The 16,293-nt window shown below is 50.9% G+C and carries 15 protein-coding genes; 11 read left to right on the top strand and 4 right to left on the bottom strand.

From position 1 onward, the window contains the following. Positions 1–29: 29 nt before the first annotated feature. The gene (locus GQS10_RS11010) at positions 30–1,415 is read right to left on the bottom strand and encodes a SpoVR family protein (RefSeq protein ID WP_166242011.1); all 1,386 of its coding nucleotides are present in this window, start codon (positions 1,413–1,415) and stop codon (positions 30–32) included. A 177-nt stretch (positions 1,416–1,592) separates the two neighbouring features. Here GQS10_RS11010 and tynA point away from each other — a divergent pair, with 177 nt between their 5' ends. Continuing rightward, positions 1,593–3,866: a primary-amine oxidase gene (gene tynA / locus GQS10_RS11005; protein ID WP_166242008.1), complete on the top strand. Its 2,274-nt coding sequence runs from the start codon at positions 1,593–1,595 to the stop codon at positions 3,864–3,866. Positions 3,867–3,883: 17 nt separating this feature from the next. Here the strand turns inward: tynA and GQS10_RS11000 are convergent, their stop codons facing one another. Continuing rightward, the gene (locus tag GQS10_RS11000) at positions 3,884–4,753 is read right to left on the bottom strand and encodes a helix-turn-helix domain-containing protein (protein ID WP_166242006.1); all 870 of its coding nucleotides are present in this window, start codon (positions 4,751–4,753) and stop codon (positions 3,884–3,886) included. Positions 4,754–4,947: 194 nt separating this feature from the next. Here GQS10_RS11000 and GQS10_RS10995 point away from each other — a divergent pair, with 194 nt between their 5' ends. The 9 genes from GQS10_RS10995 to GQS10_RS10955 all read left to right on the top strand — a co-directional run bounded on the left by GQS10_RS10995 (position 4,948) and on the right by GQS10_RS10955 (position 13,963). After that, positions 4,948–5,736 carry a sensor histidine kinase gene (locus GQS10_RS10995; protein ID WP_166242004.1) on the top strand — a complete coding sequence of 263 codons (789 nt, stop codon included), beginning with the start codon at positions 4,948–4,950 and terminating at the stop codon, positions 5,734–5,736. Beyond that, positions 5,717–6,439: a response regulator transcription factor gene (locus GQS10_RS10990; protein WP_166242002.1), complete on the top strand. Its 723-nt coding sequence runs from the start codon at positions 5,717–5,719 to the stop codon at positions 6,437–6,439. The genes GQS10_RS10995 and GQS10_RS10990 overlap by 20 nt, the downstream gene beginning before the upstream one ends. Next, positions 6,436–7,521: a hypothetical protein gene (locus GQS10_RS10985; RefSeq protein WP_166241999.1), complete on the top strand. Its 1,086-nt coding sequence runs from the start codon at positions 6,436–6,438 to the stop codon at positions 7,519–7,521. Before GQS10_RS10990 ends, GQS10_RS10985 begins: the two co-directional genes overlap by 4 nt. A 29-nt stretch (positions 7,522–7,550) precedes the next feature. Further along, positions 7,551–9,149, top strand: a complete 1,599-nt coding sequence (locus GQS10_RS10980; RefSeq protein ID WP_166241998.1) for an ABC transporter substrate-binding protein — start codon at positions 7,551–7,553, stop codon at positions 9,147–9,149. 79 nt (positions 9,150–9,228) lie between these two features. Further along, positions 9,229–10,176 carry an ABC transporter permease gene (locus GQS10_RS10975; RefSeq protein ID WP_166241996.1) on the top strand — a complete coding sequence of 316 codons (948 nt, stop codon included), beginning with the start codon at positions 9,229–9,231 and terminating at the stop codon, positions 10,174–10,176. A gap of 14 nt (positions 10,177–10,190) precedes the next feature. Then, positions 10,191–11,096, top strand: coding sequence for an ABC transporter permease (locus GQS10_RS10970; RefSeq protein ID WP_243735107.1), 906 nt, complete (start codon positions 10,191–10,193; stop codon positions 11,094–11,096). A gap of 14 nt (positions 11,097–11,110) precedes the next feature. Continuing rightward, a complete protein-coding gene (locus GQS10_RS10965; RefSeq protein WP_166241994.1) occupies positions 11,111–12,013 on the top strand; it encodes a DUF1028 domain-containing protein in 903 nt (300 codons plus the stop codon). 2 nt (positions 12,014–12,015) lie between these two features. Then, positions 12,016–13,008 (top strand): ABC transporter ATP-binding protein, encoded by a 993-nt coding sequence (locus tag GQS10_RS10960; RefSeq protein WP_166241992.1) that lies wholly within the window; start codon positions 12,016–12,018, stop codon positions 13,006–13,008. Continuing rightward, the gene (locus tag GQS10_RS10955; protein ID WP_166241989.1) at positions 13,001–13,963 is read left to right on the top strand and encodes an ABC transporter ATP-binding protein; all 963 of its coding nucleotides are present in this window, start codon (positions 13,001–13,003) and stop codon (positions 13,961–13,963) included. The genes GQS10_RS10960 and GQS10_RS10955 overlap by 8 nt, the downstream gene beginning before the upstream one ends. A 42-nt stretch (positions 13,964–14,005) precedes the next feature. On the opposite strand, the gene GQS10_RS10950 is transcribed toward GQS10_RS10955, so the two are convergent. Next, the gene (locus tag GQS10_RS10950; protein WP_166241986.1) at positions 14,006–14,698 is read right to left on the bottom strand and encodes a hypothetical protein; all 693 of its coding nucleotides are present in this window, start codon (positions 14,696–14,698) and stop codon (positions 14,006–14,008) included. A 157-nt stretch (positions 14,699–14,855) separates the two neighbouring features. Further along, entirely contained in the window at positions 14,856–15,446 is a 591-nt protein-coding gene (locus GQS10_RS10945; RefSeq protein ID WP_243735106.1) for a spore coat protein, read from the bottom strand. A gap of 135 nt (positions 15,447–15,581) precedes the next feature. On the opposite strand from GQS10_RS10945, the gene GQS10_RS10940 reads away from it, so the two are divergent. Then, on the top strand, positions 15,582–16,280 hold the full coding sequence (locus GQS10_RS10940; RefSeq protein ID WP_166241984.1) for a DUF421 domain-containing protein: 699 nt from the start codon (positions 15,582–15,584) through the stop codon (positions 16,278–16,280). Positions 16,281–16,293: the final 13 nt, after the last annotated feature.

Below are 16,293 nucleotides of genomic sequence, written 5' to 3'. Positions count from 1 at the left end.
GCGCTTGTTTTTTTTATACGGCAGCTGACTTATAAAAATCGGCGGTGATGCTTTTTTCCGTCGAAGGTAAAGACAACCCGCTTATCCTCAACTGTCGTTTCCAAATGAACGGTTTTTCCCCACAATCGGTATACATGCGGCAGCGTCTTTTCGCAATATTTCAGATCCAGCTCGATCCCTTCGAAATAATGCTTTAAATAAAGCTCACCGTTGCGCAAATAATCCCCGTTGTACACTTTCAGTACCGGAAATCCGCCGTTGACCCGTGAATACACAAGCTGGTCGCGGATATTTTCCCATGATTTATCGGTAATTTTCCACTCCGGGCCTTTCTTCTCGAACACATACAAGTCCAGATCCTCAACCAGCTCTTTGGTCATATAATTGCGGATGAACGAAATGTCGGAATCAAACTCACGTACGTCAAAAATTTTATTGCGATCGTACCGTTTCTCAATATCTTCGAAAATTTTGATGCCTAAGTAGTACGGGTTTAAGCTGCGTGAAGACGGCTGAACGACAGAGGAGTGGAGCTTGGCGAATTCAATCGTTTCCTCACTGGTCAAGTCCAGCTCGCGGAGGATTTTTAGATGCCAGTAGGAAGCCCAGCCTTCGTTCATGATTTTCGTTTCGAGCTGAGGCCAGAAATACAGCATCTCGTCGCGCAGCATGGTTAGAATGTCGCGCTGCCACTCCTTGAGGAATGGCGAGTGCATCTCAATGAACCAGAGCAAATCCTTCTCGGGGATCGGAGGAAAGCGATGCGGTTCTTCGCTGGCCGGTTCCTGATCCGACGATTCGTCGAGCTCCCATAAGTCCTCGTAGCCGGTGGTACGTGTAGTCGCCCTCGGCGGCTCCGGATGCCGCTCCTTTGTCAAATGCTGCTCAATCCGCAGCCGTTCCCGCGTCGGCGTTACGATGCTAGGGTCGATGTGCTCCTGAACGGCAAGCACCGAATCAATGAACTGCTCCACCTCATGCGAGCCGAATTCGATTTCGTATTGGCGGATGCGTTCGGCGGTGGCCGCCATGCTTTCGACCATATTGCGGTTCGTTTGGGAAAAACGAACGTTGTTTTTGAAAAAATCGCAGTGGGCCAAAACGTGAGCGACAATTAGTTTGTTTTGAATAAGCGAATTGCCGTCGAGCAGAAATGCGTAGCAGGGATTGGAGTTGATGACGAGCTCGTAGATTTTGCTGAGGCCGAAGTCGTACTGCATTTTCATTTTATGAAATGTTTTTCCGAAGCTCCAGTGGCTGAAACGCGTCGGCATGCCGTAAGCGCCAAACGTATAAATAATGTCCGACGGACAAATTTCGTAACGCATCGGATAAAAATCCAACCCGAAGCCAACGGCTACCTCCGTAATTTCATCAATGGCCTTCTCCAGCTGCTTCATTTCGTCCTTATTCATGGCCGGCTCACCCCCGTGCGGAAAGGTATTTAAGCCATTATATTCACCGGGGAAAAGGAACATGTGGGTTACAGCGCTAAATTGATTTCATCAAATCCGATTTTTACAATACACCCAGCCCCTTATGTCAGTATTATTTACATGAGCTACATATTGTGGAGTAGGGAGAGGATAAGCATGTGGCAAGGAAAGAAAAAGATTTGCCTTAGCTCGTTGGCGGCGGGGATTGCTCTTGCCGTTGTTACGACACCGTTCGCAGTTCCTGCGAAGGCTCACGGGGGAGAGGTCGAGTACGTTGCTCTCAGAAAAACCTTGGAGGAATTTGGAGCGGCTGTCAAATGGGATGGTTTCGCGGGGACGATTCAAATTACGAAGAATGGTACAACGGTTGTTGTAAAACCGGGCACGGCGGAAGCCGCTGTAAATGGAACAATGACTACCCTTGAGGCGCCGGTTGTGATCAAGGATGGAATCTCTTATGTATCCCATCATTTTATTAACGATGTCTTTCAATCGGAGCTTTCACAAACCTTTGTTGTTGGTGAGACTGGGCATCCCTTGGATCCTTTAACTGAGGAAGAAATCCAAACGGTTGCAAACGTGGTGAAGGCTTCCGAGCATTACAAAGAAAATATACGTTTTACGGAGATTACCTTAGCGTCCCCGGAAAAATCGAAGGTGTGGGATTATGTTTTCGGGAAGAAAAGCAGCTTTCAGCGTACGGCTGAGTTTATCGTTTTGGAAGGAAAGCAAGTAATTGAAGGGTCTGTCGATTTAATGACGAAGACACTTACGCGCTGGGAACCGATTGAGGGCGTTCATGGAATGGTCATCCTCGATGATTTTATGGCGGTCCAAGAAGCGATCGAGGCGAGCGCCGAATATGCGGAGGCATTGAAGCTGCGGGGCATCGATGACGTATCTAAGGTCGTAGCGACACCTTTGACGGTCGGTTATTTTGAGGGTGCGGACGGTCTTGCGCAGGATTTGAGACTTTTGAAGGTCGTCTCTTACTTGGATACAGGCGATGGAAATTACTGGGCTCACCCGATTGAGGATTTGGTAGCGGTTGTGGATCTGGAACAGAAGAAGGTAATAAAAGTCGAGGACGAAGGAGTCATTCCGGTTCCGCTCAAGCCGAATCCATATGACGGGAGAGATCAGGCTGCACTTGCTGCAGTGAAACCTTTGGATATTGCGGAGCCGGAGGGGGCGAACTATTCCATTTCAGGGCATCGAATTCATTGGCAAAACTGGGATTTCCACTTACGGCTGGATTCCCGGGTAGGCCCTGTGCTCTCGACTATGACTTTTAACGATAACGGTACGAAGCGCAAAATCATGTACGAAGGCTCGCTTGGAGGGATGATCGTTCCTTACGGGGATCCGGATGTAGGCTGGTATTTTAAAGCGTATCTTGACTCCGGTGACTATGGAATGGGTGTGCTGACCTCTTCGCTGCAGCGGGGGACCGACGTGCCGGACAATGCGGTTCTTATGGATGCGACCATTTCGGACAATGACGGAAATCCATTTACGATTCCGAACGCAATTGCGATCTTTGAGCAGTACAGCGGGCCGGAGTACAAACACAATGAAATGTTTTCCGGAAATGAGAGTCGTGAACGTAGAGAGCTTGTCGTCCGCTGGATCAGTACCGTCGGCAACTACGATTACATCTTCGATTGGGTGCTTCTGCAAAATGGGACGATTAAGCTGGATGTCGGTGCTACCGGTATTGAGGCTGTGAAGGCGGTAAAATCGTCTACGATGCACGATGAGGGTGCGGAGGAAGATACCCGATACGGTACATTGATCGATCATAACATTGTTGGTACAACACATCAGCATATTTATAATTTCCGGCTGGATATGGACGTGGATGGCGAGCAAAATACGCTCATGGAAGTAAATCCTGTCGTTGCTGAAAACACAGAGGGCGGTCCGCGTAAAAGCGTTATGGTTACGGAGCAAAATATCGTGGCAACCGAACAGGAAGCGATTCAAAAGTTTGATCCTTCGCAAATTCGTTTATTGAGCAACACGAATAAAGAGAACAAAGTCGGTAATCCGGTCTCTTATCAAATCATTCCGTTTGCAGGGGGGACTCACCCCATTGCGAAAGGGGCCCTCTTCTCCGAGGATGAGTGGCTTTATAATCGGGTAAACTTCATGGATAAACAAATTTGGGTGACACAGTACGATCCTGCAGAGAGGTTCCCTGAAGGCAAATACCCGAATCGTGCAGCGACGGACACAGGTCTAAAGACATTTACAGCTGACAATCAAAGCATTTTGAACACTGATAATGTCGTATGGATAACGACGGGAGCTACCCATGTCGCTCGCGCTGAAGAATGGCCGATCATGCCTACGGAATGGGTCCATGCGATGCTTAAGCCGTGGAACTTCTTCGACCAGACACCAACCCTAAATTTACCTAAAGAATAGCAAGCCAAACGCCTCACTCATAAATGGGTGGGCGTTTTTGTTTCGCCATAATCGGTCGGCTGCAGAGGGAAGGGGCCCGTAAAAGCGGTGTTTAGGTTTTTGATTTGGAGAGGGGTTAGCAGGCTGAATTGCTTCATTTCTTTCACAAAATGCGACTGGTCGTAATAGCCGAACTCCGACACAATTTCGAGGAGTGTGGCCGGCTGATTCATCAGCACATGTAAAGCCTGCTGAAACCGGATGATGCGGCAAAACAGCTTCGGAGAGATTCCGACGACCTGCTCGAACAGTTTCCTGAAATGGCGAGGCGAGTAGCCTGTTTCTTCCGCTAAGTGATCCACAGAAATATTGCCGTTTGCTCGATAGATTCGTTGGACCTGTTTTGAAATAAGTTTGTAGGGGGATGCCGATTCTGATCCAAACAGGATTGGAATCAATTTCGATTCGATGATCGAAACCCGTTCGGTGAAGCTTGATTTTTCTGCGAGGAGTTCAGGGAGATTATCTTGATTTTTTAATATATCGTTCAAGGGAATCCGCTTATTTATGATCTCCCGAAAGGGAAGGAAGGGGATATTTATGCTTTGCGATGCCGATAAACGAACACCAAAATATACGGCGTTGGCCTTGAAAGTAATCATTTCACCTTTAAGAACCGTCCCGCAAACTTCGACGATAGGCTTAGACGGTTGAAAGCTGAACAAAATATCAATGCAGCCGTCGGGGACAACGTGCAGCCTATTGGTATGTCCGCAGACGGTAAATTGATACAGTAGATGAGGGAATCCAAGATAGGTGTTATGGATTTGGTGATAGTTTTCCGTTTCCAATTGAAACCCAGGCTGTATGGGGCAGGTGCATATGCTTGTGAGAATTGGGTTGTTCATGGATTCCCTCCAATGCAGTGTATTGTGTTAGGTATATTAACATTAAATATTCATTGAAGGCAAGAAAGAGAGTTTATAAATATAAATTTAACAAATAGGGTGTTTTTTTAAAATATTTATTGAATATTGTCCTGCTACCTCACTATAATGTCATTTATAGTTACATATAAATGACGTACTAAGGAGGGGTTGGGATGATCTCCTATGAAAGCTTCTTTTTGCTTATATTAGTCAGCATTTTAGGGCCAGTTATCGGTTTTTTGGTGCTAATTTTCTACAATTCGAATGAGAAACGTGTTTATGTGCTGGAAATGGAGAACAGACAGGTGAAGCTGGAGAAGGATTTGGAGATTAGCCGATACCTCCAGTTAAGCCAGCAAATTCAGCCTCATTTCTTGTTTAATGCTCTTAATTCGCTGCTTGGACTCGTGCGTCTCCGGCAGTACGAACGGCTCTCGGAATCGTTTGAGCATTTGGCCCTCTACTTACGCTCGAAATATATGGATAAGGAACCGCTGTACCCGCTTTCGAAAGAAATCGAATATACGATGCATTATTTGACAATCCAGCAGCTTCGTTTTGGAGAGCGCTTGTCCGTGGAGTGGAAGGTGGAAAATGGGGTGGAAGAAGCGCTGGTCATCCCATACTTGCTGCAAACCTTGGTGGAGAACGCTTTTAAGCATGGTTTGGAAATGACGGAGGAGCAGGCGAAGCTTTCGATAAATATCGGTCGGCTTTTGGAGGATCGCATTTTTCTCTATGTGAAGGATAATGGTCCCGGCTTCCTGAAGGACCCGTTTGCGGGAGAGGGGGGTTCGGAGGTAGGACTTCGAAATATTGAGCGCCGGTTGTCGCTTTTATTTGGCTCACAAGCTTCAATTGCGATTGGAAACGAAGCGGGAGCGCCAGGGGGAGCTGTTACGGTGGTTTGGCCTAACAGCACGCAAAGGGAGGGGAACAACAATGAAAGTGCTTGTGCTTGACGACGAACCGATTGAACGGGACCAGCTGCAGATGATGATCCATGAAAATTATCCGACATGGACGGTTGTTCAAGCCCAAACGGGGAGGGAAGCGATCGATTTGGCGGACGAATGGGGTTTGAATGGGGAAAGCTTTCAGTTAGGCTTTATCGATATAAAGCTTCCGGGTCGAAATGGGCTGGAGGTTGCGGCGCTGCTAAAGGAACGCATGCCGGCAATGAATTTCATCGTGACGACAGCGTTTCAGGATTTTAGTTATGCGCGGCAGTCGATTCAATTAAAGGTTTACGATTACTTGGTTAAGCCGATTATCAGTCGAGAAATGCTGTCTGTCCTCACTGCGTACGTGCAGGAACATCCGGAATACGGCATGAAGTCCGGCATTGTGGAAAAGGCGATTGAGAAAATAAAGCTTCACTATCATGATAATCTGAAATTGGCCTCTGTAGCGGCTGAGCTGCATATTAACCCGAACTATCTCAGCCGCTTGTTCAGCGAAGAGGTCGGCATGTCGTTTTCGGAATTTTTACTGCAGCGCCGAATCGAAATGGCTAAGCACATGCTCGTGAAGCAGAGGCAGTGGAGTATTCAGCGAATTGCCGAAGAGTGCGGCTTTAGCAGCCAGCATCACCTGAGCAGCGCATTCAAGAAGCATACAGAGCTGTCCCCTAAAGATTTTCGCAATATGGGGGTGGCCCGATGAACCCCTCTGTGTCGCCATCCGCAAATGTGAAAATGGTCCAGCAGCCTCCACAGCTTGGTGCACTCCTATCCGGCTGGCTGTCCACCGGATTGCTGTTTGTCGCGGGACAATCGGTATATTCGTATGGCGCCCTTGCAGGCTTTTTGATTGCAGGGGCTTTTTTTACAGGCTTCTTGTTGGCGATCCCCTTCTTTCTCTACAAACCCAAGCAAACCAAGAGTCCCTCGCTGCTGATGCGCTTGGCGGCACAAATCGCTGTGCTGGAGTCGATGTGCATACCTTTGATTGTTTTGATTTTATTGACGAATACATCAATAGCTGTTACGCCAGCGCCGATTGTCTTCCTCACGGTGTTTGCCGCAGGAGTGCTTGGGCTGGGGCTAGTGTGGAGAAAGCAAAGAGAACGTGTGATTCTGCTGCACGCGCTGCTGATCTTGGGAGCGGCGATTATTTTGCCAAGCTATGTTTATCTTCAGAAAGGACTTGAGACGGTATACCATAACCTGCTCCATTACTATCCGCGATACTTACATATCGACCAAGATGGGGCCTGGCCCTTCTACGCGCTGATGACGCTGATCTTCTTCTCTAAGCTTCGGCTCACGGCCGAACGCATTCATGCCGAAGGTACAGCGGAACAGCGGCTGAGAGGCTTGGCTGCGGGAGCGCTGCTGTGGGCGACCGTGGTGCTGGCGTTCTCGACAATGACGGTTGTCGCGGTAAATTATATGTCGCTCCCGGATCCGAATCGGATGCTGAGTGCAATGCTGGCCCGGCAGGAAGGCAAAATTGTGCTGCTGCCTGTATTGGGCGGCTTGATGCTCAGTGCCGGTATCGAGCTCGGACGGGCGTGGGAGCAGTCTTACGCCGAACGAAAGCCGCTGCGGATTGTGATAGTTGTTTTGGCATTCGCGCTGGCGGGAGTCAGCTACAGATTAGGCGTGCCGCTTCTTGCGGTGTTTCTTGGCTTTGGTGTGGTATTGACGCTATGCACGCTTCTTTTGCTTCCCCGTTATTTTTATCATCTGGATATAAAAACTGTGAAGCTCCGTATAAATTCAATTTTTAAAATATTCTTATAATAATTATCAAACGCAGGGGAGGTAGAGAGATGAAGAGGATAGGAGCACTTCTAGTAGCTGCAGTTTTGATGGGGTCAAGCGTGTTGGCGGGATGTACGAACGACAATGCTGCGGGCAATACGACGGACGGTGTCAAGGAGAAATCCATTGTGATTGGGCTCGAAGCGGAGCCGACTTCGCTGGATGCGCATCAAATTTCGGATTACAATTCCAGCCGGGCGGCGATGGATCTGTACGATCAATTGGTTCAGTTTAAAGAGGAAAGCACCGAAATTGAACCGGATTTGGCGGAAAAATGGGATGTTTCGGATGATGGTCTAACGTATACGTTTTACCTCCGGAAAGGTGTCAAGTTTCATGATGGAACGCCGGTAAACGCCGAGGCGGTCAAATTTAGTATCGACCGGCAGCGCGATCCGAAGCATCCGTACCATAATACCGGAACATATGCTTATGCGGAGTTTACGTTCAGTCCGATTGAAACGATCGAAGCGGTGGACGAAACGACAGTTAAAATGAAGCTCAAGGAGCCGTTCGCACCGTTCCTCGGCAATATGGCGATGCACGCGGCGAGCGTGGTAAGTCCGGCAGCCGTTGAAAAGTACGGGGCGGACTTTACGAAGAATCCAGTCGGAACGGGACCTTATAAGTTTGTCAGCTGGAACCCCGGCGTCGAAATTGTATTGGAGAAAAACGAGTCGTATTTCAAGGACGCGCCGAAGATCGACAAGCTTGTGTTCAAGCCGATTACGGAAGCCCAAACCCGGCTTGCGGAGCTGGAGGCGGGAACGATCGATGTGATCGTCAACATTCCGCCGGATGATCTGGAGGCGCTTCGCGCAAACAAAAGCCTGCAAGTTATCGAGCAGGCGGGCATGCATGTATGGTGGACGGCATTTAATACGCAAAAGGCGCCTTTCGATAACGTCAAGGTGCGTCAAGCAGTGAATTATGCGATTAACAAGGAAGCAATCGTAGACGGGATATTGAAGGGAACGGGAGAACTGGCCAATACGCCGCTTCCGCCTACCGTTTGGGGACACAACCCAAAGGTGAAGAACTACGAATATAACGCCGAGAAAGCAAAAGCACTGCTGACGGAAGCCGGATATCCGAATGGCTTTGAAGTGACGTACTGGGTTCCGGAATCTGGCTCGGGCATGCAGCAGCCGCAGGCGATGGCGGTCGCCATCCAGTCCGACCTGCAGAAGATTGGCGTGAAGGTGAACATTCAAACGCTGGAATGGGGCGCATATTTGGATAAGGTTTTTGCGCCGGCGGATCAGAACGATATGGATATGCATCAAATGTCCTGGATTGGCGATAACGGAGATCCGGACAACTTCCTATACATCCTGTTCAGCGGAGCGCAATGGCCGACGGCCGGGTTTAATGACTCCTACTATAAAAATGCTGCGGTTGACGAGCTGCTTGCTAAGGCAAGAACGACGAAGGATAAAGGGGAGCGCACAAAGATGTACGAAGAGGCTCAGAAGCTGATTATGGCGGACGCTCCTTGGATCGTGGTGGATCACGAGAAGCAAATTATCGCAACCTCTGCGCGACTGAAGAACTTTAAGCTTCATCCGACCGGTGTGTTCCGGTTCGCGAACGCAGCTGTGGACTAAAGGTGTAGGAGTGAGGGGGGAAGGGGATGCTCTTCCCTCCTTTTTTGAACCTCAAGCCGGCTAGAAGGGAGGCAAACCTATGGTTACGTATATCGGAAGACGGCTCGTCGGACTAATTCCGGTATGGCTGGGCGTTACGATATTAGTGTTTTCGATTATGCATTTGTCGCCGGGGGATCCGGCGACCATTATTCTTGGACCGAAGGCGACGGAGGCATCCATTGCGCAGATGAGAGCGCAGCTTGGCTTGGACCGGCCTTTAGTGGAGCAATACGCAGCATGGATGCTCAACATGTTTCAAGGGGATTGGGGGCGCTCCATTCAGATGAAAATGGAGGTGCTGCCGCTTGTGGCGAATCGCTTTTCGGCTACGCTGCTGTTGGCCGTTTCAAGCATTGCCTTGGCAGCGGTCGTTGGTGTAGGGGCCGGGGTGGTCTCGGCGGTCCGTAAGCATTCGCTGCTGGATCGCGGCTTGATGCTGCTTGTGCTGATCGGCTTTTGCCTGCCGGTGTTCTGGCTCGGTGTTATTTTGCAAATTGTATTTGGTCTGAAGCTAGGCTGGCTGCCGATTTCGGGGATGTACTCGACCGGCGGAAGCGGGGCCGCCGATCTAATAAAGCATCTTGTACTGCCGACGATTGCTCTGTCGGCCGGCGCAGGTGCGGTTATTGCAAGGATGACCCGCTCAAGCATGCTGGAAGTTATGGGCCAGGACTATATTCGCACAGCGGCTGCGAAAGGACTGCGCGAAAAGCGGATCGTGCTTATTCACGCGCTGAAGAATGCCTTTATTCCGGTGCTAACGGTCATCGGCATGCAGCTCGGGTATTTGTTGGCGGGAGCGGTGCTGGTTGAGATGGTTTTTGCATGGCCGGGAATCGGACAGCTGATGGTGAATGGGATTTTGGCGCGGGACTTCCCGCTGGTGCAGGGTATTATTTTATTCGTCGCAACGGCTTACGTGTTAGTGAATCTGATTGTAGACGTGCTTTATGCAGTGTTTGATCCACGGATTTCATATAAGTAGGGAGTGTGACTGCCATGGAACCGGTTGTCGCTGCCGAATCGGCATCGCCGGAAACAGGTATGGGCCGTGGCGGGGGGCTGTCCCCCTGGCGACTGGCTTGGAAGAAGTTTAGCAGTGATAAGGCGGCTGTAATCGGACTTGCCATGCTCAGCATGTTATTGCTAATTACAGCCTTGGCGCCGCTGCTGCCGATCGCCGACCCTAACGAAGTAAATCTGTCCAACCGTTTACAGCCGATAGGAAGCGAGGGACATTTGCTCGGCACCGATGAGGTCGGCCGGGATCTGTTGAGCCGCTTGATCTGGGGCGGACGCGTTTCCATCTTAGTCGGTTTTGCGGCTGTAGGAATCTCGATACTATTTGGCACGGTGTTTGGGGTTGTGGCCGGATACTATCAGAAGGCATTCGATACGGTCATTATGAGAAGTATGGACGTGCTGATGGCATTCCCATACGTCTTACTGGCCATTGCCATTATTGCGGCGCTGGGTCCAGGCCTAATGAACACGATGATTGCCATTAGCATCGTCGGCATTCCGTATTACGCCCGCATCGTCAGAGGAGAGGCGCTTGGCTTGCGCAGCAAGGAATTTATTCTGGCGGAGCAAGCGTTGGGCGCCGGATCGATGCACATTTTATTCCGGCACGTGCTGCCGAACTGTTTTCCGTCACTTATCGTCGCGGCGAGCCTAGATGTCGGCTGGATGATTCTTGCTGCCGCGGGGATGAGCTTCCTCGGACTCGGTGCGCAGCCGCCGATGGCGGAATGGGGCGTCATGCTGAGCCAAGGGCAGAAATTTATTCGTTCCGCCCCGCATGTCAGCATACTGCCGGGACTAGCGATTTTTTTGATTGTGCTGGCGATTAATTTAATCGGAGACGGACTGCGGGACGCATTGGATCCAAAAATAAAATCCTGAAGGAGTTGATGGCAATGAAGTATAGAGCCTTGCAAAACCAATCAAATGGGTGTGTTAATACGTTTTCGATCGTCGGCTATGATCCGGAAACCGGTGAACACGGCGTAGCTGTCGCATCCAAATTTTTGTCCGTCGGCGCCGTTGTTCCATGGGCGAAGGCCGGAGTCGGGGCGGTTGCCACGCAATCGTGGGCCAACCCGGTGTATGGGGCGAAGGGGCTGGAGTTTATGGCCGAAGGTAGAAGCGCGGAGGAGACGATGCAGCTTTTGGTCGCGCAGGATGAGGGACGCGAGGTTCGCCAAGCAGGCTTCGTGGACCGAAACGGAAGCTCGGCGACTTACACGGGCAGTGATTGCCACGCATGGGCTGGGGGTATTGCCGGTCCAAACTTCGCGGTCCAGGGCAATATTTTGACCGGCGGAGATGTGGTCGAAGCGATGGCGGCGGCATTTCGGGACGGTACCGGTGATTTGGCAACAAGGCTCCTGCTGGCGCTGAAGGCTGGGGACGATGCAGGCGGGGATAGCCGGGGCAAGCAATCGGCTGCGCTGCTTGTCGTGAAGGACAAAGGAGGATATGGCGGGGCGACCGACCGTTTTATCGATTTGCGCGTTGACGATCACAAGGAGCCGGTGCGGGAGCTGGTACGTATTTTTGGCTTGCATCAGCTTTACTTTTACCGTTCGAAGCCGGAGGACATCGTTGCGGTCGAGGGCGAGAACAGAGCGGAGATCGTGGAATATTTGCGGCGTTTGGGCTACCTTGGGGGTTCATCACCGACGGAAGAAGAGGTGCTGGACGCGCTAAACACATTCCAGCTGATCGAAAATTTTGATGAGCGCATACAGGCGAAGGGCTTCGTTGATTGGAAAGTCGTTCTCTTCATGAAAGATTTGGCGGCACGGAAGGACGCCTAACGATGGGAAATGTGTTGGAGGTTCGTGGATTAGAGGTGTCGTTTCGGAAAGAAGGGACGTATGTGCCCACGGTGTGCGGCGTGAGCTTTGCGGTCGAAGCGGGCGAGATGCTGGGGATCGTCGGGGAATCCGGCTGCGGTAAGAGCGTAACCTCGCTCGCCGTCATGGGCTTGCTTCCAAAGGGAGCGAGCCGTCTCGGCCAATCCAGCGTTGTCCGCTTCGGCGGCAAATCATTAAGCGGATTATCGGAAGAGGAGTATCGGCAGCTTCGCGGGAAAGAGATGGCGATGATTTTTCAGGATCCGATGACATCCTTGAATCCGGTTCTTACTGTCGGCTATCAGCTGGTTGAATTGATTCGCGAGCATGAAGCAGTTAGCAAAAAGGATGCTGCCGCAAGGGCGATCAATATGCTTCATAAGGTCGGCATTCCGCGGGTCGAGCAGGTCATGCGGGAATACCCGCATCAGCTTTCCGGCGGGATGCGTCAGCGGGTCATGATTGCGATGGCGATGCTGCTGGAGCCGAAGCTTCTCATCGCGGACGAACCGACGACGGCACTCGACGTAACGGTGCAGGCCCAAATTCTGGATTTGATGAAAACGATGCAGCGGGAATCTAATGCAGCAGTCGTCCTGATTACGCATGATCTCGGTGTTGTGGCGGAAGTGTGCGACCGGGTCGTCGTCATGTATGCCGGGGTCGCTGTGGAGGAGGCGACGGTCGATGCGCTGTTCGAGCAGCCGAAGCATCCTTATACGCAGGGGCTGCTGGGAGCCATGCCGACACTGCTTGGTGAACGGAATCGCCTGCAGGCGATTCCCGGGACCGTTCCGCTGCCGGATGATATGCCGAAGGGATGCCGGTTTGCCCCGCGCTGTGACAAGGCGCTGCCTCATTGCTTTGAGCAGGAGCCGCCGACAGTGCAGATCGCGGAAGAGCATGCAGCTGCTTGTTGGCTCTACGCGGAAGGAGGTGTGGAAGGGTATGAATGAGCTCATCGAGGTCAAAGGGCTAAAATCCTACTATCCGATCAAGCGGGGCGTACTCCAGCGAACGGCCGGTTACGTTAAAGCGGTCGACGATGTCAGCTTCGTGCTGCGCGAAGGAGAGACACTGGGACTGGTGGGCGAGTCGGGCTGCGGTAAGTCTACGCTCGGCCGGACCTTGCTTCAGCTGGCGAAGCCGACGGACGGCGAGGTGCTGTACCTCGGCACCGATCTGACCAAGCTCAATCAAGGCCGGCTGAAGCCCTATCGCAGGGAACTGCAAATGATTTTCCAGGATCCGTACGCTTCCCTGAACGGGAGAAAGACGGTACGGGATATTGTGAAGGAGCCGCTATTGATCCATGGACTGTTCACGCCGCAGGAGCGGGAGGAGCGCATGCTTATGATGCTCGAGAAGGTCGGGCTGCGAGCTGCCTTCGCAGACCGGTATCCGCATGAATTCAGCGGCGGGCAAAGGCAGCGCATTGGCATTGCCCGCGCTTTAATGCTGCGGCCAAAAGTGATCGTCGCCGACGAGCCGGTGTCGGCATTGGATGTTTCGGTGCAGGCACAGGTGCTGAATCTCATGCAGGATCTTCAGGAGGAGCTCGCTCTAACCTATCTTTTTATCGCCCACGATCTAAGTGTCGTCAAGCATATCAGCACGCGCGTCGGGGTAATGTACTTGGGGCGGATCGTTGAGCTGGCGGATAAAGCCTCTTTATATGCGAATCCCCAGCATCCCTATACAAAGTCGCTGCTCTCGGCGGTGCCGGTGCCAAACCCGAAGGCGAAACGGGAGCGTATCTTGCTGAAGGGCGATATTCCAAGCCCGGCAAATCCACCGGTGGGCTGTGCTTTCCACACGCGATGTCCTGTCGCTGTAGAGATTTGCTCACAGCGCAGACCGGAGCTTCGTGAAATAGCGCCGGGGCACTCGGCGGCTTGTCATTTAATTTGACAGCGGCGCTGCGTGAGCTATACTTCGCTGCTTTTCGCTCTTCTAGGGTGCAGCGGATGCTCCTCCTTTGACTGCATACAAGGAGCGCAAGCTGGCTTCGCCGTACCCGTCGGCATAAAATCCGGCGTCCAGCATTCGCTGAAAATAATGAATGCCCGCTTCGGTAACGGCCCTAACCCATTCATCCTGAGGAAAGATATAATGAAGCAAGGGCTCGCGTTTAGGAAATAAGAAATGGCGCAGAGCTTCTTCGTCCTGAAACTGTGGGGGAAGAGTAGGTGAGGGAGTGGCGTCACTTTCTGCTTCTGCTTGAAGGGACTTCAGTAGGTGAACGAGTGAGGGATCCACTTTGGTAGGGCTGCCGATTTGCAGAAGCAGGCTGCCGCTGTCCAAGGTCTTTAAGGATAAATAATGCGGTCCATTCCCTTGTAATACTTCGCCTGCACCTCGCGTCTGCCATTGATATAAAACGCTTGTCAGATCGGCCCAAAGCTCCAAGCCTGCATGTCTTGAATCCATAACGACTGTACCGTTGTGGATCATTTCAAGATACATTAAGAAGAATGGCTGCTCTTTGTCGGCCCCTAATCGATTAATAAAATCCGGATCGTCAAGGGCCACGTACTGCAATTCCGGGTAGTGATCGCGATCCTGCGGATAGGGAATGCCGCGAAGCGCACAATCATTTTTAATTACGGCGTCATTTCGACCTACATACGTTTTGAGCTGGAGCATGCTTTGGCCATCCTTTATAAAACATCTATGAATTTGCATATATGATCCATTTTACCACAAAAAGGATTCCGGCTGGCAGTACTGTACATCTGGCCATTGTATCCTAACAAACAAACCCCCTACGTCGCGAATGACATTGGGGGTTCTTCTTCATGATCTACACGATATGGTGAACGCCGTAGTAGCGGTCGGTTACCCGAGCGGCTGGCTGGAACGTTTGCGTCATTGCACGAACATCGTTGGCAGGCATCGTCGGAACCTCATAAAAACCGCGCTGGTTCATCAGCTGGAATACTTCATAAGCCATTTGCTGGCAGTTGTTCGCACTAGTCACATGCAGCGAGCGAACATCCGGATCCACGCATTCGTTAGCCCATAACATACCGAACATTGCTCCGGCTTTATGCGAATTCAAAATCAAGGTGCCGATCGTTACGTCGTTTAAACGGGTTGCATTCGTGTTGGGCGCAGGGATCATGTGCGGGTTTTGGAAACCGACATGCGGATGGTGCTCTGCGTGAAGCTGATACGCTCTAGAAGCGGTCACATCCATGCCTTTGTTGCGAAGAAGGTTCACTGCTTGATGATAGGTGGCATCCATAAGCTGAATGTGGCGTTGAAGCATGTGCTTCAAGTCGCGGTCTGTCGTCATTTCGGCGCAGAGTGCATGCAGTTCGATGTCGGCGGTCAGCTTCCGGAGAAGCTCGTTCGTTTCCAAAAATTCATGTGCAGCCCAATTTCTCATCATTTGCTTTTTTCATCCTTTTTTGATGGTATTTGGTGAAAAATCACCGACATTATTATGAGTTTCGGAAATCTTTTTATCCATCAATAATGACGGGAAAGTAGTACATCCTAAAGGATAAAAAAGGATGTGTGAAGGATGGGCTGGATTAATTGGGAAATCGTTTTGAGGTTAACGCTTACGTTCTTTACTTTATTAATTTTGGCAAGGTTTATGGGCCGGAAAGAAATCAGCCAAATGACGTTTTTTAATTTTATTTCAGCCGTCGCGATCGGATCAATCGCGGCTAGTCAGGCGATTAGCACGGATATAAGCATAGCAAACGGAATGCTGGCGCTGGTAGCGTGGAGCTTGTTTACAATTTTGATGGGTTACGTGGACATTAAATCAAAGCTTGCGCGGAAGGTGCTGGATGGCGAACCCGTCATTGTCATTAAAAATGGTAAAATTATGGAGAAGGCGATGCGCAAAACCCGTCTAGACCTCGATGCGCTAAAGGCGATGCTTCGCTTAAAAAATGTGTTCAGCATCAGCGATGTTGAGTATGCCATCTTTGAAACGAATGGCTCGCTCTCAGTGATGAAAAAGGAGCAGCAGCTTCCGGTTACGAAAAACGATTTGGGGCTGCAGACGCCTTCGCAAAGCTTAGCCATTGCTACGGAGGTCGTTTCGGATGGAAGCATCAATTATACGAATTTGTCGCGGCTGCATGTAAATGAAGATTGGCTGAAACAGGAGCTAAAGAAGCAGGGGATTATGTCCGTTCAGGATGTATTTTATGCCGAAGTAAAACAGGATGGTTCGCTGTATATTAACAAGAGAGAGGATATTCATTAGGAGCGAACTGCGA

The sequence above is a fragment of the Paenibacillus turpanensis genome, from assembly GCF_011421635.1.
GTDB classification, from domain to species: Bacteria; Bacillota; Bacilli; order Paenibacillales; family YIM-B00363; genus Paenibacillus_AK; species Paenibacillus_AK turpanensis.
Note: the sequence above shows the minus strand (reverse complement) of the source record. Positions and strands in the feature narration are given on the sequence as shown.

Bases quoted from the DNA above. Each gene is read 5' to 3' on its own strand.
- GQS10_RS10975 (WP_166241996.1), top strand. From the start codon at position 9,229: ATGGTTACGTATATCGGAAGACGGCTCGTCGGACTAATTCCGGTATGG.
- GQS10_RS10995 (WP_166242004.1), top strand. From the start codon at position 4,948: ATGATCTCCTATGAAAGCTTCTTTTTGCTTATATTAGTCAGCATTTTA.
- GQS10_RS10945 (WP_243735106.1), bottom strand. From the start codon at position 15,446: ATGATGAGAAATTGGGCTGCACATGAATTTTTGGAAACGAACGAGCTT.
- GQS10_RS10985 (WP_166241999.1), top strand. From the start codon at position 6,436: ATGAACCCCTCTGTGTCGCCATCCGCAAATGTGAAAATGGTCCAGCAG.
- GQS10_RS11010 (WP_166242011.1), bottom strand. From the start codon at position 1,415: ATGAATAAGGACGAAATGAAGCAGCTGGAGAAGGCCATTGATGAAATT.
- GQS10_RS10960 (WP_166241992.1), top strand. From the start codon at position 12,016: ATGGGAAATGTGTTGGAGGTTCGTGGATTAGAGGTGTCGTTTCGGAAA.
- GQS10_RS10955 (WP_166241989.1), top strand. From the start codon at position 13,001: ATGAATGAGCTCATCGAGGTCAAAGGGCTAAAATCCTACTATCCGATC.
- GQS10_RS10990 (WP_166242002.1), top strand. From the start codon at position 5,717: ATGAAAGTGCTTGTGCTTGACGACGAACCGATTGAACGGGACCAGCTG.
- tynA (WP_166242008.1), top strand. From the start codon at position 1,593: ATGTGGCAAGGAAAGAAAAAGATTTGCCTTAGCTCGTTGGCGGCGGGG.
- GQS10_RS10940 (WP_166241984.1), top strand. From the start codon at position 15,582: ATGGGCTGGATTAATTGGGAAATCGTTTTGAGGTTAACGCTTACGTTC.
- GQS10_RS10965 (WP_166241994.1), top strand. From the start codon at position 11,111: ATGAAGTATAGAGCCTTGCAAAACCAATCAAATGGGTGTGTTAATACG.
- GQS10_RS10980 (WP_166241998.1), top strand. From the start codon at position 7,551: ATGAAGAGGATAGGAGCACTTCTAGTAGCTGCAGTTTTGATGGGGTCA.
- GQS10_RS10970 (WP_243735107.1), top strand. From the start codon at position 10,191: ATGGAACCGGTTGTCGCTGCCGAATCGGCATCGCCGGAAACAGGTATG.
- GQS10_RS10950 (WP_166241986.1), bottom strand. From the start codon at position 14,698: ATGCTCCAGCTCAAAACGTATGTAGGTCGAAATGACGCCGTAATTAAA.
- GQS10_RS11000 (WP_166242006.1), bottom strand. From the start codon at position 4,753: ATGAACAACCCAATTCTCACAAGCATATGCACCTGCCCCATACAGCCT.